Source organism: Epibacterium sp. MM17-32, assembly GCF_022348205.1.
GTDB lineage: Bacteria > Pseudomonadota > Alphaproteobacteria > Rhodobacterales > Rhodobacteraceae > Epibacterium.
The window spans coordinates 21,592-42,258 of record NZ_JAKRFC010000016.1 but is presented as its reverse complement, the minus strand read 5'-3'; the positions used below and the strand labels follow the sequence as shown (position 1 = coordinate 42,258).

The following is a 20,667-nucleotide window of genomic DNA, read 5'->3' as shown; positions in this document are numbered from 1 at the left end:
CACGCGGGGCCGCCCGGAGGACCTACCATTCGCGCCCGATGTAGATGGCGAGCAGGATGATAAGGCCCTTGATGACGTCCTGAAGGTAGGGGTTGATCCCCATCAGGTTGAGGCCGTTGTTGAGAATGCCCAGAAGCACCGCACCGATCAGCGTGCCGAGGATCAGCCCGCGTCCACCGGCAATCGCGGTTCCGCCCAGCACCACAGCCGCGATCGCATCCAGTTCAAAGCCAACGCCTGCGTTTGGCTGACCGGACATCAACCGCCCAGTGAGAATGAGCGCCGCAAACGCCGAGGTCAGTCCGGAAATTCCGTAGACCGAGAGCTTGATGAACTGGGTTTTCACGCCCGAGAGCTTGGCCGCGAGTTCATTGCCACCAATGGCATAGACGTGACGTCCAAAGGCCGTGCGCTGCAACAACACCCAAGCCAGGGCGTAGATCACCACCATGGCGATCACCGGAACGGGCACGATCCCGATGCGACCAATGCCAAACCAGGAAATCCACGACGGGATACCAGAGATGGGATAGCCGCCCGAATACAGCAGGCCCAATCCGCGTGCGATGCCCATGGTTGCAAGCGTCACGATAATCGCAGGCATGCGCCCCCATGCAACCATGGCGCCGTTGAACAGACCAAGGCCGACACCAACGCCCAGCCCCGCCAGGAGCCCGACCCAACCGGGCATCGCCATATTGACCATCAGTCCGGCTGCCAATGTGCCCGACAGCGCCATGACCGCGCCGACGGAGAGGTCGATCCCGCCGGTCAGTATGACAAAGGTCATACCAACCGCGAGGATGCCGACGATCGACACCTGCCTGAGCACATTCATGATATTTGAAACCGAAAAGAAGTTCTCGGAGGCAAATCCCATCAGGATGGACACCACGATCAGCCCGATCAGGGGCAGTGCCAGCGGTGAGTGCAAAATCCGGCGCAGATTGAGGGCGCGGCCTGCGCGACCTGCCTCGGCCGTAGTGGTGTTATGCGACATGTCGAACCCTCCCCGTGGTGGCATGTGTCATGATGTCTTCTGAGGTTATGGCCGCGCCCTCGACGGTGGCGACGATGCCGCCCTGCCGGAACACGCAGACCCGGTCGGACATGCCGATCACCTCGGGTAGCTCCGAAGAGATCATGATGATGGCATAGCCCTGCGCCGTGAACGCCCGCATGAGCTGGTAAATTTCGGCCTTGGCACCGACGTCGATGCCCCGTGTGGGTTCATCAAAGATCAGCACTTTCATCTGATGGTTGAGCCAGCGCGCAATCACCACCTTTTGTTGGTTGCCGCCTGACAGGGTGTCGACACGGTCCATGGGGCCTTGTGCTTTGACACGCACCTGCTGCATCGCCGTTTCGGTATCGGCGCGCTCTTTTTGCAGATCGAGGAACCAGTGCCCGCGGCGGTATTTGCCGTAGTTGTTGATGGAGATGTTTTGCAGGATCGAGAAGCTGGTAATCAGCCCCTGTTCCTTGCGGCTTTCGGGCAAGAGCCCGATCCCCCGTGCCAACGCCTCTGCCGGTTCGCGAAACCTTATGTCTTCGCCTTCGACCTGAAGCGCGCATTTCGCGGCCGGATAAGCCCCCAGCAATGCCAGCGCGGTTTCCGTGCGCCCTGACCCGACCAGCCCGGCAAAGCCGAGGATTTCACCTTCGCGCAACACAAAATCCGACACCGGCCCCCCGCGTCGCAACTGCACCTCTTGGCAGTTCAACAGGACCGGCGCATCCTGCGGGATGCTGGGTTTTTCCGGAAAACTGTTCTCGATCCGGCGGCCCACCATCATCTCGACCAGACGGTCATTGTCGGTTTCAGAGACGAGGCAATCGCCCACATATTCCCCATCGCGCAACACGGTGATGCGGTCGCAGATTTCAAAGATCTCTTCGAGATGATGCGAGATGAAAATGATCGCAACACCCTGCCGGCGCAGCTCGCGCATCACCTTGAACAGATGCGCCACTTCGGAGGGGGTCAGGGTTGCGGTGGGTTCATCCAGCACCAAAATACGGGCGTTGAGCGAGAGCGCCTTGGCGATTTCGACAAATTGCTGCTCGGCCACCGACAGTTTCCGGATCGGCACATCAAGCGGTACATCGACCTCAAGCCGGGCCATAATGTCCTCGGCGCGTTTGCGCATTGCTTTGCGGTCCAGCAGGCCAAACCGCGTGCGCAATTCGCGGGCGAGGAACATATTTTCAACCGCATCCAGATAGGGGATGAGGCTGAATTCCTGAAAAACGATGCCGATCCCTGCGGCGATGGCCTCGTCGTAATTGGCGAACTGGCGCTCCTGACCTTCTATGAGGATGGACCCTGCACTGGGCTGCAAAATGCCCGTGAGGATCTTCATCAGGGTGGATTTCCCGGCCCCGTTTTCCCCAAGCAGCGCGTGAACTTCGCCAGCGTTGACCTGAAGATCGACACCGTGCAGCACCTGAATGGTGCCAAATCTCTTTTTGATTCCGCTCAGTTGCAGCATGACGCACCTGTTGTTGGCCATTGCGGGACAAACCACCCCCGACACTGTGCCGGGGGTGGCTGGTGGTTTTACCAGCTGAAGTCAGCGGCGTTCTTTGCGTCGACGACGCGCACATCGATCGGCACTTCGCTGGGCACAACACGCGCGCCCCACTTTTGCGCCAGCGCCATGGCCAGGCCGACGCGCACCTGATCGCGCGGGAACTGGGCCGTGGTCTCGATGAAGGGTCCGCCTGCGGCAATCGCGGCCACCGCCTCGGGAGCGCCATCAACCGAGGTCAGTTTGATGTCACGGCCCGACCCCTGAATTGCAGCCAATGCGCCCATCGCGCCGCCGTCATTCACCGAGAAGATCCCGGCAAGGTTCTGGTGCGACTGGATCATGTTCTCGACCACGCCGAGGGCGACGGACCGGTCCTGACGACCGTTTTGGGTATCGACCAGCGTGATCCCGTCATATTCCGCAAGCGCGGCCTTGCAGCCTTCGACCCGCTGGAGGATCGGCACCACCGGGATACCGTCGAGGATTGCCACCTCGCCAGACCCGCCAAGCGCATCTGCCAGATACTTGCAGGATTGATACCCCGCATCGCGGTTCTTGGAGCCGACAAACGTATCCACCGGACCATTTGCGTTTGCGTCAACGGCGACGACGATCACGTCCTGCGCTTTGGCCATATGCACCGCGCTCTCGATTCCGGCGCTGTCGGTTGGATTGAGCAGCAGAATGTCGATGCCCTGGGTCAGCATGTCCTCCACATCCGAGATCTGCTTGGCCACGTCATGACCGGCGTCGGTCACGACCACCTCGGCCCCGAGATCTTTGGCGGCATCGGTCAATGCCTCCTGCATGGAGACAAAGTAAGGATTATTCATTTCCTGAAATGTCATGCCGATCTTGAGACCGTCCTCGGCCATCGCCGGCACTGCCATGGAGACGGCCATCGCCGCCGCTGATACGGCTCCTATCATCTGTTTCATTATGGTTCCTCCCAAGTTGTTCCAACAGGCACAGCCTGTCCCTTTCCGAATGGCCCCTCGCCATTCGAATTCACTAAATTCGAATTTCCGTCTGGTTCAGCCCGTTTCCGAGAACACCCCGTTCGCGGCAAAGGTTGCGCGGAACTGCGAGGGCGACATGCCCTTCAGCCGCGCAAAATGACGGTTGAAGTTGGAGAGGTTGGAGAAGCCGACATCATAGCAGATCTCGGCCACTTTGGCCTCTGGTCGGGTCAGGAGCATCTGGCAGGCCAGATCCACCCTGAGTTGGTTTTTGTATCGCACCAGCGTCGAGCCGGTGTGGCGTTTGAAGGACCGCGAGAAGGCGCTGGGGCTTTGATTGACCATCTGCGCGAGGTCTTTTTCGTCGATGTTCTCGGTCAGGTTCTCACGCAGATAGGCAATCGCCTTGTTGACGCCGTTTTCCTGCAAGGACTCTAGATCCAGCTCGTAGCTGAGACTGGCCAGCACCTCCGGTTCCGGCGCGCAGGCCAGCACGTCGAGGATCGACCAGAACAGCGCCAGACGGCGCAGGCCCCGCGCCTCGAACAGCTCCATCATCAATGGTTTGATGCGGTCGGCGGTGGCCTCGTCAAACAGCAGCCCGCGATGGCTGCGATCCAGAAGCGGACGGATCGCGTCCATCTCCGGCATGGCGGCGGCGGCATCCTCGATAAAGGTTTCCGGAAACTGGAGCACAAAGGAACGTTCCGGCACCACCTGTCCCGGTTCGACTTCGGAGATCCAGTTCTGCGGCAGGTTGGGGCCGGTCATGATCAGCTGTCCGGGACCAAATTCGCCAATGTGGTCGCCGATGTAGAAGGTGCCGTGTGTGTTGACGACCAGATGAATTTCATACTCGGGGTGAAAGTGCCACCGCACGGTCCGGAACGGATAGCCATGCATCCAGGCGGCAAAGCTCTCGCCTTTGCGAATATGCACGAGTTCCAGATCGGGTAGCATCGTTTCTCCTCCTCCGTGGCACCCCCTTCCGTCTCCACCCGGAAAGGACCACTCCCCAAACGGTAGCCCCTGCAACGCGGTGGCTCTACCTCAGAACGCGATTTTGGCAGATACTTTTTTGACCGCTGCCCTCGAATAAGCGCCCAGAGCTGGATCGCATGGGCCTGTCAGAAAAACCGAACCGCGCTGCAATGCAGCGCGGTTTGCTTGGTTACGTTGAGATCTGAGCGGTTTTCCGACGGTGCCGGGGCGTTGATGGCGTCACTCGCGCGCGGTGAAACGCACATGCCCGACTTGTACTTTTTCGGCATGCTGATCTCCTCCGGGCGCGTGGCCGCGTCGGCATGTCATTCAGGCATTGCGATCTGTAGCTTCACATCGCTGTCGCGGGCTTCCGCCGCGCGATCAAAGCCTGCGATGCTGTCTTCGAATGGCACTGTCGCCGAAATCAGCGGCGTCAGGTCCACCTTCCCCGACGCCATGAGCGCAAGCGCCCGGTCGTAGACATTGGCATAGCGGAACACCGTCTCGACGCGCAGTTCCCGCGCCTGCAACCCGACAATATCAACTGGCACCGGATCAACCGGCATGCCCACCAGAACGATGGCCCCACCGGGCCGGGCCAGTTCGTGCATGTGCAGAACCGCAGGCGCGGCGCCGGAGCATTCGAACACCACATCCGCACCCCAGCCATGTGTGGCCGTGGCAACCGCCTCTGCCAGAGGCTGGTTGCGGATGTTGACCGTCTCGATCCCGTCATAGGCGGCAATGATATCCAGTTTCGGCTGTGCCAGATCGGCCACGATCACCCGCGCACAGCCCCCCGCCAGCGCCGCCAGTGCCACCATCATGCCAATGGGACCAGCGCCGGTCACGACCGCAATGTCGCCGGGCTGAATGCGGGCCCGCAGCGCTGCCTGCATGCCAATGGCAAAGGGCTCGACCATGGCGCCTTCGGCGAAACTCACGTGATCGGGCAATTTGTAGGTAAAGGCCGCCGGGTGGATCACCTCCGGCGTCAGGCAGCCATGCACCGGCGGGGTGGCCCAGAAACGGACCGCCGGATCGACATTGTAGAGCCCAAGCTTGCTGGCGCGCGACGTGGGATCAGGAATGCCGGGCTCCATGCAGACACGATCACCCGGTTTCAGATCGACGACCGCATCCCCGCATGCCAGCACCACGCCAGAGGCCTCGTGTCCCAACACCATCGGTTCCTGCACCACAAAGTGGCCGATCCTGCCATGGGTGTAGTAGTGAACATCCGATCCGCAGATGCCCACCGTATGGGTCTTGATCCGCACCTCGCGCGGCCCGAGCGTGCCGGGGATCTCGAAATCGCGCAGGGCGAGCTTGCCCTTTTCCTCCAGAACCAACGCTTTCATCCCAACGGCCTCCATCTTGTTGTTGAGCGGCGGGCGCAGCGCGCCCTGTTTCTGTGCTCCACCGGCAAGGCGCGGCTTGTAAACCAAAACCCGCCGCGGCCTTGGCATTTTCCAGTGCCGCGGAAATTTCGTATCGGTGCGATGGCGGGAACCGCATAGCCGCGCAGATACTGCACCCTCACGACCCACGTTGCAGGGGGCGCATCCGGGCTGATTCGCGACCGGTCATGGCGGCGCCCAACGCCAGGGCAACGCCTCCCAACCGGGATCGACGTCCCGGGAAAGCGCCGCACAGATGCACCCGGGCAGTGTTTCCCCTCGACCTTTGGCGCGCTGGCGCGCATGCTGCCCCCGGGTCGCCTGATTCCGCCCGGGTCCGGTTGCATGTAGGCTTGCGTCGTTCCCCAGCCACGACAGGATAAACACCGTACTGTGCGGGCAGTGCTCTGCCCGCGACAGAACAGAACGGTCTTCATTTTGCTTGGGTGGTTTTGAGTGTCTGCACGTCCCGATTACAATCTTCTGATAACCTTGGACGCCCTCCTGAAAGAGGGCAGCGTTCTGGGCGCGGCCAACCGGTTGCAACTCAGCCCCTCCGCCATGAGCCGGTCCCTGGCCCGATTGCGCGAAACCACCGGCGATCCGCTGTTGGTGCGCACCGGGCGCAAACTGGTGCCGACGCCCCGCGCGGTGGAGTTGAGCCAGATCACCGCGCAGCTGGTTGACGAGATCGAAGCGGCCCTGAGCCCGCGCCAAGACATCGACCTGAAGAGCGTTTCCCGCGTCTTCACGTTGCGCAGCAGCGACGGGTTTGTCGAAACCTTCGGCCCGAAACTGATTGCCCGGCTGGCAACAGAAGCCCCCGGTGTCCAACTGCGGTTCGTGCAGAAAGAGGCCGACAACAACCGCCCGCTGCGTGATGGCAATGTCGATATCGAAACCGGGGTCATCAGCGAAAACACCGATCCGAACTTTCAGAGCCAGGCGCTGCTGAAGGATCATTTTGTCTATGCCATGCGCCCCGGTCACCCCTGCGCGGCGTCACCCTTGACCACCGCGCAATATGTCAGCTGCGAACATGTGGACGTCGCGCGCCATGCCGATGTCGACAACCAGCGCCGTGGTCCGATCAATGCCGCACTTGCCGACCTCGGCCACCAAAGCCGGGTCAAAGTGGTGGTCGGTGGCTTTGCCGCGGCACTGTCGCTGGCCCGCTGCACCGATCTGGTGGCAACGGTTCCCGCACATCACACCCGCAACCTGCGTCGCGACCTGTGCAGCCATGCGCTCCCCTTTGCGGTGCCTGGCATCACCGTGTCCATGCTGTGGCACCCCCGATTTGACGCGGACCCGCTGCACCGCTGGATGCGCGCGACCCTGCGCGAGATCTGCGCCCAGACCACGCAGGAGGCCCCCGGCCGATCCCCGGACATGACGTCTGATGCAGCTGTGAAGTGCAGATGACGCAACTTCTGAATAGACGAGAGAACAAGTAAGGATTGTGCCGCTCCCTCAGATTGACCGGATGTGGCCTCATGACAAAATCCTCTGCCTCTAGCATTCACCTGGACCCTATCGGCTACCTGCGCACCGGGTTTGAGACGCTGGAAGAGTGTCCGGCCTCCATGATGGGCAACGATGACAGCAGCTATATCGAACTGCTGCCGCGATACGCAGCCGGGCTTCACAACATCGAGCTGGCATCACATGTGATCGTGCTCTACTGGCTGCATCTGTCGAACCGCAAACCGCATCTGGAATCTTCGGGATGCAATGGGCGCAAACGGGGCGTCTTTGCCAGCCGCACGCCGAACCGCCCCAATCCGATCGCGATGAGCGTCACGCGTCTGATCGCCCATGACCAGAACATTCTGCAGGTCGCGGGCCTCGACTGTATCGACGGCACCGCCGTGCTCGACATCAAGCCTTACGTTCCTCAGCTCGATCACATCACCGATGCGTCGATCAGCTGGACACCCCCGCATTCTTCGCCAGCCCTCAACCGCTAGCCCATTCCCTGAACAGACGCCTTTGGAGGATTAAATGGGACCACGATTGAGACCGGCCTTTGGTGTATTGAGCCTGTGCCTGGCGATGATGGCACAGGCGCCACTGGTATCTGCCGACACTGCGGACACTGCGAACCCCAGGCGCCTGGTGATTTCCAACAGCAATACCGACTGGGGCCTGGCCACGCCTTATCTGCAGGCCCGCGGCGGCCTGGGCTATATGCTGACCCATTTTGTGTTCGACAATCTGGTGGGGCAGGACCGATCCGGGGCGTTGGCGCCGGAGCTGGCGCGCGAGTGGGAACTGTCGGACGACGGGCTGAACCTTGATATCAGGCTGGACCCCGAGGCGCGTTGGCATGACGGCACCGACATCACCAGCAGCGATGTGGCGTTCACCTTTGCCTATATGGCGCGACATCCGCATCCCTTTGTCTCGCTCGACAACATTCGCGGCACCGAGATCCTGTCGCCGGACACCCTGCGCATTACGCTGGACCGCCCCGACGCAGGCGTCCTGTCCAGTGTCATGGTCGGCATGCCGATCCTGCCCGAACATATCTACCGCGATCAGGACAATCCCCGCACCTTCTCCGAGCCGCGCGCCATGATCGGCTCCGGCCCCTATCGGCTCAGCTCCCATGAGCGCGCCAAGGGCCGCTATGTTTTCTCCGCCGTGGAAAACTACTACGGCGGCGTGCAGAAATACGATGAAGTCATGATCGCAAAGCTCCAGCCCGAGGCCGCCATTCAAGCTGCCGCCAACGGTCAGGTGAATGTGATTTCGGATCTGCCCCACCGACTGGTGGATTACGCCAAAGAACATGATCTGCAGGTGCAGACTTCGCCGTCGGGCCACCCAATCAAGCTGCGGTTCGATCATTCGGGGCCGTTTGCCTCCGCCCAGCGTCGGCAGGCGCTGGCCTACCTTCTCGACCGCGACGCTTTGGCCGCGATTGCCTATCGCGGTGGCGCCCGCAGCTCGAGCCTTGGGTATTTGCAGGACAATTCGGCCTGGTACGCCCCGGACAGCGTGCTGCGCTACCCGCATGACCCAGACCGGGCCGCTGCGCTTTTGCGCGAATCCGGCTGGACCCGCGACGACGACGGGGCATGGCAGCAGGATGACACGCCGGTCACATTGCGCCTGGTCACCAGCGGGCGCGAGGAAGCGCTGGCGCAGGTGATCAAAGACCAGCTGGAGGCCTTCGGACTGGAGCTCAGCGTGCGGGTGATGGAACGCGGCGCCTTGCGCAAACAGCAACCCGGCAAGGATTACGACCTGATCCTGGCGGGAGGCAGCACCCTGGGCGATCCGGTGACCATCCTGGAGCGGGTCTTTGGGACCCGTTGGAACAACGAGCGCTATCGCGGTGACGGCACCTTGCGGCAGCTGGCCATGGCGCAGGCTCAAAGCCTTGATCCGGACCGCCGCGCCGCCCTTTTGGCAGAGTTTCAACAGCTCTACTCCCGCGAACTGCCTGCGATCATGCTGGTCAATGTCAACCGCACCGTCGCCCATGACAGCGGAACCGAACCGTGGTTCTTTGATGAGGGCCTCGCGATCGGCATTCCCGTGGCAACGCATAAATACATGCTGCTGGAAGACTGAGCGGCCGCATGTCAGGGCACATCTCCCCCACGGCCCGGCAGGAGGCTGGCGCGGCGGCGGCGCCCGCCGGTGTCGCCCTGACGCTGCTGCGCAGCCTGGTGCATCGCATTGCCGTGTTTGGATTTCTGCTGGTGCTGATGTCGGTGCTGCCACGGCTGCTGCCCGGCGACACGCTGGATGTGCTGATGGATTCCGACGTGCAACGCGAGCTTGCGGATGACGATCTGCACGCGCTGCGCGACCGGCTCGGGTTTGGCGGCTCCTTGGCGGAACAGGTTGGCCGGGATTTGCTGCGGCTGCTGCGCGGGGATCTGGGGTATTCCCTGCTCCACGGCGCACCTGTTCGCCGATTGCTCGCGGAGGCGCTGCCCTGGACGGGTTTGCTGATCGCGGCGGCCACCCCCGTTTTCCTCGGCCTCGGGATCATGCTCGGGGTCGAGGCCGGCCGGCAGCCCGGATCACGTGCTGATCGGGTGCTGACCGCCGGGATGAGCCTTCTGGCCAGTATTCCGCCCTTTGTGACCGCCATCGCGCTGCTTCTGGTTTTTGCGATCCTGTGCCCGGTGCTGCCTGCTGGCGGGGCTGAGCCGCTGTTTCCCGCCGCAACACCCTGGCTGCGCACATTTGAGATCGCCCGCCACGCGGTCCTGCCTGCCCTCGCCCTGGCGCTGCATGAGGTGGTGCGCTATTTCTTTGTGCTGCGCGGCGAGGCTGCGGTCCTGTCGCATCGCGCCTTTGTGGTGAACGCCCGCAGCCGCGGTATCAGCGGCTGGCGCGAGCGGCGCGACTATTTCAGCCGCAACCTGCTGCCGGTGATCTGCGCCCGTCTGGGCCAGTCCGTTGCCACGCTGTTTACCGCCAGCCTCTTTGTCGAGGTGATCTTCGCCTATCCCGGTATCGGGTCGCTGACCTATCAGGCGGTGCTGGATCGCGATTACGCCTTGTTGCAGGGGGCCATTGCAGTGCTCGCCGCGCTGGTGCTGAGCCTGAACTGGCTCTTTGATGCGCTCACCGAAACGCTCGCGCGCAGAGGGTAGCCACGATGACTGCCCCGGTTTACTCGGACCACGGCACGGAACGGGCCCGACCCCGCCTCACCCTTCAGCTGCTGGGCATCGTGGCGCTGAGCACGCTGGTGCTGCTGTTGCTGATCGCGACCCTTGGCAACCTGATCCCCCCCTATCTGACCAGCACCGAGACACTGCAACCGCCGTCGCAGCGCCATTGGCTCGGAACCAATGACATCGGCCAGAGCGTGTTGACCGGCCTCCTGCGCGCCGCTCCGGTCACGATCGGGCTGGCGCTGGCCACCGCTGCACTGGCCCTCTTGATCGGGATCACCATGGCCGGGCTGGCCGTCATGTTCCCCAAAGTGGGCCGCGCGATCGTGCTGCACCTGACCGATATGGCCGAGATCGTGCCGTCGATCCTGTTGCTGCTGCTGCTGTCCGCCTGGCACCAACCCGGCGTGATCGAGATCATTCCGTTAATGGCGTTGCTGACGTGGCATGACGATGTGCGAATCCTGCGCTCCGTGCTGCTGCGCGAAATGGGGCGGGAAAACATCACGCTCACGCGGCACATGGGGGCGCGCTGGCCGTATCTGCTGCTGCATCACATCCTGCCCGCCATCCTGCCTACGCTCACCGGCCTCTACCTGCAGAACGTGGTACAGGCGACGATGCGGGTGGCGGGATTGGCGTTCCTCGGGCTGACCGCCGCAGATCTGCTGACCTGGGGCAGCATGTTGCAGGACGCGATGGGCTATCTGCATACGCCGGCCTGGACATGGCTGCTGCTGCCGCCGGCCTTCTGTCTCACCGGGTTTCTGCTGCTGCTGATGACGCTGGACCAGCAACAGGCACGTCGCAGCTCTCATCGACAAGGATCCGCCCCATGATCGAACTGCGAAACCTCTGTCTGCATGCAGGGGAGGACACGATCCTGAAGGACATCAACCTGACGGTTCGAACGGGCGAAACTCTGGCACTCATCGGCCCCTCCGGCGCGGGCAAAAGCAGTCTCGCGCGCCTGTTGCTGCGGCTGCTGGATGGTCAGGGCGTCTGCCCGCACAAGCCCCTGTCAACGCGTGCGCGGTTTCACTGGTCCGGGCAGGCATGGATCGCGGGCACCGATGTGCTCAGGGCGCGCGCTGCCGAGGTCCATGCGCTGCGGGGGCGGCACATCGGTCTCATCGTGCAACGGCTCACCGATGCCCTGAACCCGCAGTTGACGGTGCGCGCGCATATTGCCGAAGTGCTTGCCCAGCACCGGATCACCGCCCCCTCCCCCGAGGAGATTTGCGCCCGGTACAACCTGCCCCCGTGCGTTCTCGATCAGCGCCCCGCAAGCCTGAGCGGCGGAGAGACCCAGCGTGTTCTCACGGCGCTGGCCCTGTTGCCACAGCCCAGTTGCCTCATCCTCGATGAACCCACCGCAGCGCTTGATCCGGCCAATCAGGCGCTCACGCTCAAGGCCATGCAGCACGGCCGCGCGGATCGGGCACAGATCCTCATCAGCCACGATCCGGCAGTTGCGGTCTCCCTTGCCGATCAGATCGCCGTTCTGGAGCGTGGTCGCATCATAGAAACCGGCCCCGCCCGCCAGATCCTGCGTGCCCCGCAGCAGGCGCTGACCAAAGCGCTGTTGGGGCGGGCCCCGAGGTCGACGCCCCCCACCCCGCCTGCGCGGCCTGGTCCCGTCGTGCTGCGGGTGCATCGGCTGTCCCACAGCTACGGTGCGCGCCCGGTGCTGCGAAACCTGACCCTCAGCCTGCGCGCCGGGGCCTGTCTGGCTGTTGTCGGACGCAGCGGATGTGGCAAGTCCACTCTGGCAAAACTGATCGCGGGGCTGGAGCCGCTGCAATCCGGCCAGATCGACTGGCCCCGCCCGGATTTAGCCGCGCGCACCGCGCCACACCGGGTTGGCTATGTGTCGCAATTCCCGCATCGGGCGCTCACCGGGCATTTCTCCGTGGCCGAGACCCTGGCCGAAGCGCAGGCCCTGTCGCGGCACCGCCTGCGCTGGTTCCGGCGTCCCCGCCATGGTGATCCCGCGGATGAGCAGGCCATGACAGACGCGTTGAACGCGGTGTCGCTCCCCACCGGGGCGGCCTTTCGGGCGCGGCGCACCCGCGATCTTTCCGGGGGCGAGGCGCAACGGCTCTGCCTCGCGCGGGCGCTTATGGCCGACCCCACGGTCATCATCGCTGACGAACCCACCTCCGCCCTCGACGGTCGCTCCAAGGCCGAGGTGGTCCAGACCTTGCAGGATCTGAAATCACATCGGGGCAAGGCACTTCTGCTGGTGACCCATGACCCGTGGGTGGCCGACACTTTGGCCGATCAGCAGCTGGAACTGCAGCAGATGTCACTGTCGCCGCGCGCGGTAGAAATGCCGCCGCAACCGCTCCCCTCTCCCACGCAGTCCCTGTCCTGAGCCGCGCCCAGACGCACCCAGACGCGACGCGGGATCGATGATCGAGCGATTGGCTAGTCGGCGACGGCGTCTCGCAGTGGTGCATCCGCCGCCGTCAGGGACAGGCTCTGGAAAAAGCGGCCCAGCATGTCCTCGATCGGCGTGAACCTCACCCCGAGGCTGTCCCGGCGCGAAAAATCATACAGGGTGGGCAGATGTGGCACATCTCCGTTCGGCGCAGGCAGGGCCGTCGCGGGCACGTAGCGCGCGATTTCCTGGTAGATCCGGGCCCAGGTCCAACTGTCGCTCAGGGTGAAGTATCGCCCCGAAACCGCCGGCCTGTCGCAGGCGGCCAGCGCAAAACGCGCCAGATCCGCCGGATCGGTCAGGGACATGGAGCCGGAAGGCACCTGCCGATGCCAGCCCGGCTCCCCACGGGCCAGCGCGGCCAGAAACCGCAACACATGCCCCTCCATGTGCCAGGGCAACAGGGCCGGTGCGACCATCATGCTCGACAGCAGCGTGGTCAGACGCAGGCCCACCTGATCCGCCGCTTCCTGCGCGGCCTGTTCCAGTGCCGTCTTCTGCGCTTGCATGAATTTTCCCGCCGCGCGCTGATCTGCCAGCGAGGACACATCGCGCAGCTCGTTCAGGACGGGGGAGGGTGTGGCCGGCGCGGCAGAGGCGGTGCTGGAACACAGAACCGCCGCCGAGACCTCCGCCTGACCCGCGATCTGCAGGATTTGGCGGCAGGCGACCTTGGACGGGGCGACAATCTCGCGCCAGGCCCGCCCCGGCTCCAACTCCGCCACCGGGCGTCCGTCACGCCCGCTTCGCGGCGTCGGGAAACAGGCCAGAATGACCGCCTCAGCACCCGTCAGCGGTGCGATAAAACTGTCCGGCGATTCGGTATCTGCCTGAAAAATCTGCAAGCGGTCCGCGGCTCCCGGGAATTTCCGCAGCCGCTCCGCACGGTGCACATCCCGAACGGTGGCATGAACCCGATATCCCTGATGCAGGGCTTCGCGAACCATATACGCCCCGGCCAGTCCGGTTGCGCCTGCAATGCAAATGGTTTTTGGCTCCGTCATGTCAGGCACTGCCTTCTTGCTATGGTTGAATCTGTAATTTTCCACACACTAGCAAGGTTGTGCTCAATCGGGGCATCGATTTTCCTGAACGCCCGTCTCAGCAAGCCTGAAGCCGCCCGGAGCCCTGGGTGAGGCTCCCAGTTGCCGCCCTCAGAAAACCTGAAGCACGCCCTCCAATGAATCGATTGGTATTGCTGGCTGACTTCGCGCTCAATTCCAGCACCTGTGCATTGGAGTGGAGAGTGACATGGCTGATACCGCCGAAGCCAAGACCCTAATCCCTGCAGGTCGCGCTGCGACCGTTCCACGGGGGAGTCAGCTGGCCTTTGCGATCCAATCCGGCCCTCCAGACGACCCGATACAACGCCCCGCCGCGCCACGGCCCGATCTGTCGGCCCTGCGCGCGCCCTACAATGAACGCCATGGCAACCTGCACCAGCAGATCGTGCAGTGTCGCAATGCCGGAGCGCATGTTCTGCGCGCCCAGAGCTTTGCAGAGCGCGCCCGTCTGCTTTGGGATCTGCACGCCGGACTGACCGCCCTGGCCGAGGCCGAAACGGCGCAATGTCGTGCGCATCCGTCTCATGAAGGCGATACGCTGCTCTCGGATCCGGGCTTCTTGCAAGGGCTCTCCCGGATGCGGCGGTTGGCCTCCATGGCCCTGCGCAGCCTGCCCGACCAGAAGATGATCGTCTGTGATCACGCACGCCCCTGTGCCCGTGGCGGCCCCCCCTGCCCGGATCGTCAGATGCGCATGCGGCTGAAACAACCCGGCAGCGGCCTTGCCGCGCATGTGGTGGCCAATGCGGCGTCCTTTCCAAACCTGCTGGAACGGCTGAGCCTCGCCATTCTGGCCGGGCGCAGTGTTCTTCTCTGCGTGTCCGACACCGCGCAACAGGCCGCGCTTGGGCTGTGCCGCCTGCTCCGCGCCACCGGCGCGCTCCCCGATGGCGTCATGCATGTGGTGCCGGTGATCGAGGCAGAGACCCTGCTGCCGCATCTGGAACGGGGCGACGTGGTCACGCTCTGTGCCGAGCCCGGGCACACCGCTACCTTTCACGCCCACCCCAAGGTCCTGGAGGGCAGCGTGCGGTTGGGGTCGTGCCAGGCAAGCTACGCGGCGCTGCTCCTTGCACCCGAGTACGATCCCGATGCGCCTGCCTGGGACCTGTTCCTCCGGGCGGTGCAGGCGCTACATCGAAACGCCTCCTTTGCGACCTGCGTTCTGGTGCCGAAATCCCTCGAGGAAAGCGCCACGGATCGGTTGCTGACCATGTTTGACGAAGTCACCATCAGCCACGCGGAGCTGCCGATCACCCGGCCCTCTTCTGCGGCGTCGACCCGCCCCGGCAGCCCGCAGATTGCGGTGGTGCCCTATACCGACACCCGCTCGGCGCTGGAGATCCTGCGCACGTTTCCCGGCCGGCGCGATTTGACGGTTCTGTCGCGACAACACGGGTTTCTTGGCGATTTCCTCGCCACGCTGGCGCCCTGTCTGGACCAGATCAGCGTGGTCAGCCCGGAGATGGACACCGGCGCACCAGAGCTTGCCGAGGCGATGCCGGGCGGCAGCGGCGCGGATGAGAACATCCTGTCCCTGCTGGACTTCTATCTCGAGGAAAGCGAAATCACCGGCCCCGCGACGCTGCTGACCGAAGTGTCGGGCACCTGGATCGAAGGGGTGCCCGTACGCGAAGGCGAACATCCCTTCCGCAAACCGCTGTCGCGCTTGCGGGTCGGAGATCACCTGCGCAGCGCGGATCGCATTGTCAGCGCCGAGGACGTCGAGGCCTTTGGCCATCTGACCGGAGACCTGTTCTATGCCCATATGGACGAAACCGCCGCCCGCGCGCATCCGTTCTTTGACGGCAGAGTGGCGCACGGGCAATTCATCATGGCGCTGGCCAACGGGTTGTTTGTCGATCCCGAACCGGGGCCGGTGCTTGCCAATCTCGGGGCGAAGGACCTGCGGTTCCATGCGCCGGTCTACTTTGGCACATCGCTCTATGTGACGCTGACCTGCTGCACCATCGGCCCGGTGGGCAAAGGCGGCTCTGCCGAAGTGCAATGGGCCTGCCAGGTGCGACGCAGTGACGACGACACGCGCGTCGCCCAATTCGACCTGCTCACGCTGGTGGCAGCGCAATGGCCCCTGCCCGCCGCCCCGGCCGTCTAGTTTTCACCCCCGTGACCCTCCGTTAGAAAAGGACCTCGCATGACCACCAACGCCTCATCGCCCCACCCCCGCATCCTGATCGGCGCCTGCGGGTCGCTGGACCTGACGATGCTGCCGTTTTACCTGCGTGCGATAAAGGACAATATCGAATGCAGCCTGAGCCTGATGCTCACACCAAACGCGGTGAAATTCGTCAACACCGACACGCTGGCCCTTCTGGTGGATCGCTTGATCCACGGCGATCATCCGCAGAACTGGAGCACCGACAAACCGGGCCGGATCGCCGCAGAGCATGACCTGATGGCCGTCCTGCCCACCACCGCCAACACCTTGAGCGGCGTCGCGAACGGCTCCTCGCAAAACCGGCTGACCACGGTCATCCTCGCGGCAGAGTTTCCGGTCCTGTTCTTTCCGGTCATGGGCGGTCCGATGTGGGACAAGGCCTCCGTCCAGCGCAATGTGAGCCAGATCCGCGATGATGGTTATGAGGTTTTTCAGCCGGTCTGGCGCGAACACAACGACCCGCATATGCAAAAGATCCACGGGCATCATTCCCTGCCCGATCCTGCATCCGTTGTCGAAATCATCAAACATCGTCTGCCCGCAGGCGACTGAGGCCTCGGCCTCCCCGGTCCGTTTCAGGACTCCGTATGCCGGGCTTCCCCGCCCGGCCGACTCCACGCCGCGAGGATCACCCCCTTGCGGCGTTTTTTATGGTCCGGAGCGCGCTTCCATCGCCCCCATGCGCCCCATGATCTGGCCCACCAGCGCCCTTGCCTCGTTCCCGCGTGCGTGCATGGGCGGCGCACAGGTCCGGCGGGATTTGGGCACTGCAAGCGCAAGCAAAACCACGCCTGGCTGACCGGGCGTGGCTGCAACATCTGATCGCTGAACGACAGGCTGGTCAGCCGGTCACATCCTTCAGCTGAGGGCGCCCGGGCGGCAACAGGGTCGCCTGAAGCCAGGCCGCCACATATAGCCCCACACCAAAGGACAGATGCGACATCAGGCTCTTGAGTTGGGCAAAGGCGGGATCCGGACGGTTGCTTGCCATGACACCCGCGCCCATTGCCGGCTGCATCAGGAAGAAGGGAAACACAATTGTCCCCACACCGATCATCAGCGCGATAACCACGTTCGGCTGGCGCAACTGCCGCTGCCCGCCGACCCCGACATAGAATGCGGCAAAGATCACGCCAACCAGGTAATGTACCGCCCAGCCCAGCGTCGCTTCGCCGGTGATCGGGGCCGCTGCACGAATACTGTCATGGCTGAAACTGCCCTGCGGCATATGGCCAAGCCATCGGCCAACCATGGCAAAGTTGCTCTGCGGTATGGCAAATAGCGCCTCGGCGATCACGGCCCAAACGTCCATGATTGCCGCAGCGCCCACGCCGACCAGTATCACACGAAATATCAGTTGAGCTGGTGTCATCATGATGGGGGTCACTCCCTGTCTCCGGCGCGCCGACCCAGCCTCGGCCGCGTGCGCGATAAATGATCGCCCGGCCCGTGATCGGACCGGGCTGGCTCTGGGCTGGTGCTATTGCAGGACCATGGTGCTGTCGAAGCCCTCGCAGGCGTGCTGCGGAGCCGCATCGGCAGTGACCGGTTGCAGCGCGGTGTGGGCGACATGGTGACCGATCTGATAGCCCAGCATGTCGCCGACCGCATTCGACCGGCGATAGTGCACACCGCCGATCAGGCGCGATTCAGATTCTTCCTCGGCAAACTGCTGGAGGCTGTCATAGTCCTTGCTCAGATTGGCCGCGCCCTCGAACCGGATCGGAAACGGCTCGGCCCCAAAGACGGAGGTCATGACCTCCAGCGCTGCGCTGCCGCTGGTGCAGTGCTGGCAAGGGTATTCCGGATGCATCGGCGCGGGGATGCGCGATTCCCACGTCATGCCCGCCTCCAAATCGGGATGGGAATAGGTCGTGCCAAGCGCCTCGACCGCGGTCTGCGGCCGCCACAGCGCATAGCTGTACTTGGCGTTGAAACCGGCAATCAGCGCATCCGTCAGCGCAACGTTCAGCAGGGCAAGCATGCGGGTCTCTTCCAGCAGCGGCAGGGCGCAGGCGCGGCTGCTGTTGCGCGCCAGCTGGTTCCACGCGCCGGACCCCGACCCCGCGTGCAGTTTGGCGATCTCGATCTCTTCCGGCGTGGCGGGGCTGTCCTTGCCGCCACGGGTCACCACTTCCAGAAGGCCCTGCTTGTACTGGGCACTGTCGAGCGACGGCGGCGGCGGTACCCGGAAATGGGTGGCGGAGGTGAGCACGAAGGGTGTCATTTCCTTGATCTTTGGCGCCACCATCGCACGCTCCGACGTGGGCTGATAGACACCGGCGTCCGCTTTGGCGGGCGTAAAATCGAGCGAGAAATCCGCGCCATCCTCAGCCCGGACAGCCAGGACCGCAGCCGCGGCGGCACTGCCGAGACGCCGCCCGGCTTCGCGCGCGGCCTCATCACCGGCGGTATCGAAATAGGCCGCGGCCATCGCCTCGAAATCCTGCTGTTTCTCCGGCATCAGTTCCGACATTACCGACAGCGCCGCCTGCGCCACAGCGGCCTCTGCCGATGCGGAGGTGTCAACCTCGCCTTCATAGGCATAGGGCGTGTAGAGCCCCTGGGTGGCATTTGCGGCATCGAACATCGCCAGATGCAGGATGGTCAGCGTGCGTTGCCGCTCGGCCCCGGTCCATTTGGCCTCGATCAGCAGGGGCGCAACGCTGTCCTGCAGATCCGACGCCATTTCCGCCCGGGCCAGCGGCGCCGATGCGAGGGTCGCCACAGCGCTGCAAAACAGCAGAGTTTTAACTTTTTGGAATCCAGAGTTCATAATCTCACCTCAAAAGACACAGTTCCCAGCCGAGTGTGAAACGGCCCGATTGTTCGCACAAATCGAAACACCGGAGGTCTGACCCCGGGAATCTCGAAGCCTCCACGCGGCTGGGACATGCGCGTCAGATCTGGCCCAATACGGCCCACCACAGGAAATCCAGCGGCACCAGCAGGCAGAGGCTGATCGCAAACAGGGCGAGGCAAAACCGGATCACGGCACCGGCGCGCAGGTTGCCCGCCTGGATCGCCACCACCAGCGGTGGCGCCTGGAACGGCAGGAAAACATTGGAAAATGCCAGCACCTGCGTCATCAGCACCGTGCTCACCGGCAGGCCCGCGGCACTGGCCAGATCGCCGGCCATCGGAGTCATGACCGCAGGCACCCCCGGCAGGCTGGTCGCCATGGCCACCAGTGTCGACATGCCGGTCAGGACCGAGAGGTTCCACACCGGGGTGTCCGGCGACAGGTTGATCCAGTCCCCGGAGACCTGCACCAGCGCCTCTCCCAATCCGGCATGGCCGATCAGGGCCCCAAGCCCCATGATGCCCGCCACAAACAGCAGCGCCCCATAGCTGAGATCCTGGTTGATACATTTTGGTCCGGTCATCCTGAGGCTCGGCCACAGGCAGAGCAGCGCCGCCGCAAGACCGATCCAGGCGGGCGAGATCCCGTGCCAGGCATCCGCCAGCCACAGCGCCAGACACAGGGCAAGGATCGCGATCAGCATCCCCTGTTCCCGGGTGACGGGCTCTGCCTCTTGCGCATCCAGATCCGTGCGGTTCGGCAACCGGTCCGGAAAGAACACCAGTGTCAGGCCGATGATCACCCCGGATTTCAGCAGCCCCAGAACCGGGAAATGCAGCAGGAGGTAGTCGAAATAGGAGAACTCCAGACGATATTGCGCTTCGCTCATCCCGACGAGGATCATGTTGGGCGCGTTTGCAGGCAGAATGGTAAAGGCCGGCGCAAAGGTGGCAAAACACGCGGCAACCAGCATACCCGTGCGCCCGTTGGAACGGGCCTCAAACCCAAGCTGGGCCGCCAGCGCCGAAATCACCGGGAGCAGGATCATGATGCGCCCGATCGAGGACGGCACCAGGAACGCCAGCGCCACGCTGCCCGCCGCGATCCCGGCGAGGGTGCCGGTGTAGGTGCGGAACGGCAACCGGGTCAGCAGCCGCGCCACCTGCGTGTCGAGCCCGGTGAACTTGATCGCCGCGCCAAGCACAAGCCCGGCAAACAGCAGCCAGAAGGTCGAGGTTTCGAACCCCGAAAACACCGTCTCCGGCGGGGCGATCTGGGTCACCATCGCCACCAGGAAAAAGGCCAGCGCCGTCCAATACTCCGGCATCACCGCCGTGGCCCAGAACCCCAGGCACACAACCGCGATCGCCGCCACCGGGGCCAGATCGGGCGAGAGATACCTATGCGCGGTGGTCCAGGCCAGGATACCGAGCATCACGATGATAAGGATCTTCCACACCGTTGCCGACAGGACCAAAGGCGGTTTGCCGATCGGGATGCTGGCGGACGACAGGGAGACCTGCTCTGCTTTCTTGCTCATGTCACGTTCAATCCAATGCTGAATATATCAAGCAATTCTGTGTCGAGCGTGACCGTGGAAATCCAATCGATTTATCCGAGATGAGGCCCCGGCAAACCAAATGTCTCTCGCGCGCAAT

At 63.5% G+C, this 20,667-nt stretch carries 18 protein-coding genes; 8 read left to right on the top strand and 10 right to left on the bottom strand.

The genetic code is table 11. From position 1 onward, the window contains the following. Nucleotides 1-22 precede the first annotated feature (22 nt). The 6 genes from MHM88_RS19585 to MHM88_RS19560 form a co-directional block, all read right to left on the bottom strand. Nucleotides 23-1,000, bottom strand: coding sequence for an ABC transporter permease (locus tag MHM88_RS19585; protein WP_239368413.1), 978 nt, complete (start codon nt 998-1,000; stop codon nt 23-25). Then, nucleotides 990-2,492: a sugar ABC transporter ATP-binding protein gene (locus MHM88_RS19580; RefSeq protein ID WP_239368411.1), complete on the bottom strand. Its 1,503-nt coding sequence runs from the start codon at nt 2,490-2,492 to the stop codon at nt 990-992. Before MHM88_RS19580 ends, MHM88_RS19585 begins: the two co-directional genes overlap by 11 nt. A gap of 68 nt (nt 2,493-2,560) precedes the next feature. Continuing rightward, nucleotides 2,561-3,472: an ABC transporter substrate-binding protein gene (locus MHM88_RS19575; RefSeq protein WP_239368409.1), complete on the bottom strand. Its 912-nt coding sequence runs from the start codon at nt 3,470-3,472 to the stop codon at nt 2,561-2,563. Between the two features lie 96 nt (nt 3,473-3,568). Beyond that, on the bottom strand, nt 3,569-4,453 hold the full coding sequence (locus tag MHM88_RS19570) for an AraC family transcriptional regulator (RefSeq protein ID WP_239325277.1): 885 nt from the start codon (nt 4,451-4,453) through the stop codon (nt 3,569-3,571). A gap of 167 nt (nt 4,454-4,620) precedes the next feature. After that, a complete protein-coding gene (locus MHM88_RS19565; RefSeq protein WP_239368407.1) occupies nt 4,621-4,764 on the bottom strand; it encodes a hypothetical protein in 144 nt (47 codons plus the stop codon). Between the two features lie 36 nt (nt 4,765-4,800). Then, complete coding sequence (locus MHM88_RS19560) at nt 4,801-5,838, bottom strand: NAD(P)-dependent alcohol dehydrogenase (RefSeq protein ID WP_239368405.1); 1,038 nt, start codon at nt 5,836-5,838, stop codon at nt 4,801-4,803. Nucleotides 5,839-6,333: 495 nt separating this feature from the next. On the opposite strand from MHM88_RS19560, the gene MHM88_RS19555 reads away from it, so the two are divergent. The 6 genes from MHM88_RS19555 to MHM88_RS19530 all read left to right on the top strand — a co-directional run bounded on the left by MHM88_RS19555 (nt 6,334) and on the right by MHM88_RS19530 (nt 12,897). Continuing rightward, nucleotides 6,334-7,302: a LysR family transcriptional regulator gene (locus MHM88_RS19555; protein WP_239368403.1), complete on the top strand. Its 969-nt coding sequence runs from the start codon at nt 6,334-6,336 to the stop codon at nt 7,300-7,302. Between the two features lie 71 nt (nt 7,303-7,373). Then, nucleotides 7,374-7,847 carry a tRNA (N6-threonylcarbamoyladenosine(37)-N6)-methyltransferase TrmO gene (tsaA, locus tag MHM88_RS19550; RefSeq protein WP_239368401.1) on the top strand — a complete coding sequence of 158 codons (474 nt, stop codon included), beginning with the start codon at nt 7,374-7,376 and terminating at the stop codon, nt 7,845-7,847. A 34-nt stretch (nt 7,848-7,881) separates the two neighbouring features. Then, nucleotides 7,882-9,459, top strand: coding sequence for an ABC transporter substrate-binding protein (locus MHM88_RS19545; protein ID WP_239368399.1), 1,578 nt, complete (start codon nt 7,882-7,884; stop codon nt 9,457-9,459). Nucleotides 9,460-9,467: 8 nt separating this feature from the next. Then, nucleotides 9,468-10,496: an ABC transporter permease gene (locus tag MHM88_RS19540; protein WP_239368397.1), complete on the top strand. Its 1,029-nt coding sequence runs from the start codon at nt 9,468-9,470 to the stop codon at nt 10,494-10,496. A 5-nt stretch (nt 10,497-10,501) separates the two neighbouring features. Beyond that, a complete protein-coding gene (locus MHM88_RS19535) occupies nt 10,502-11,359 on the top strand; it encodes an ABC transporter permease (RefSeq protein WP_239368395.1) in 858 nt (285 codons plus the stop codon). Beyond that, nucleotides 11,356-12,897: an ABC transporter ATP-binding protein gene (locus tag MHM88_RS19530; protein ID WP_239368393.1), complete on the top strand. Its 1,542-nt coding sequence runs from the start codon at nt 11,356-11,358 to the stop codon at nt 12,895-12,897. The genes MHM88_RS19535 and MHM88_RS19530 overlap by 4 nt, the downstream gene beginning before the upstream one ends. A gap of 53 nt (nt 12,898-12,950) precedes the next feature. Here the strand turns inward: MHM88_RS19530 and MHM88_RS19525 are convergent, their stop codons facing one another. After that, nucleotides 12,951-13,967: an NAD(P)H-binding protein gene (locus MHM88_RS19525; RefSeq protein ID WP_239368391.1), complete on the bottom strand. Its 1,017-nt coding sequence runs from the start codon at nt 13,965-13,967 to the stop codon at nt 12,951-12,953. Between the two features lie 247 nt (nt 13,968-14,214). Here MHM88_RS19525 and MHM88_RS19520 point away from each other — a divergent pair, with 247 nt between their 5' ends. Both MHM88_RS19520 and MHM88_RS19515 read left to right on the top strand, forming a co-directional pair. Then, complete coding sequence (locus tag MHM88_RS19520) at nt 14,215-16,143, top strand: MaoC/PaaZ C-terminal domain-containing protein (protein WP_239368389.1); 1,929 nt, start codon at nt 14,215-14,217, stop codon at nt 16,141-16,143. 39 nt (nt 16,144-16,182) lie between these two features. Further along, entirely contained in the window at nt 16,183-16,758 is a 576-nt protein-coding gene (locus MHM88_RS19515) for a flavoprotein (protein WP_239325292.1), read from the top strand. 289 nt (nt 16,759-17,047) lie between these two features. Here the strand turns inward: MHM88_RS19515 and MHM88_RS19510 are convergent, their stop codons facing one another. The 3 genes from MHM88_RS19510 to MHM88_RS19500 form a co-directional block, all read right to left on the bottom strand. Next, nucleotides 17,048-17,581 (bottom strand): DUF2938 domain-containing protein, encoded by a 534-nt coding sequence (locus MHM88_RS19510; RefSeq protein ID WP_239368387.1) that lies wholly within the window; start codon nt 17,579-17,581, stop codon nt 17,048-17,050. A gap of 105 nt (nt 17,582-17,686) precedes the next feature. Further along, on the bottom strand, nt 17,687-18,982 hold the full coding sequence (locus MHM88_RS19505) for a vanadium-dependent haloperoxidase (protein ID WP_239368385.1): 1,296 nt from the start codon (nt 18,980-18,982) through the stop codon (nt 17,687-17,689). Between the two features lie 124 nt (nt 18,983-19,106). Continuing rightward, on the bottom strand, nt 19,107-20,549 hold the full coding sequence (locus tag MHM88_RS19500; protein WP_239368383.1) for an SLC13 family permease: 1,443 nt from the start codon (nt 20,547-20,549) through the stop codon (nt 19,107-19,109). Nucleotides 20,550-20,667 lie beyond the last annotated feature (118 nt).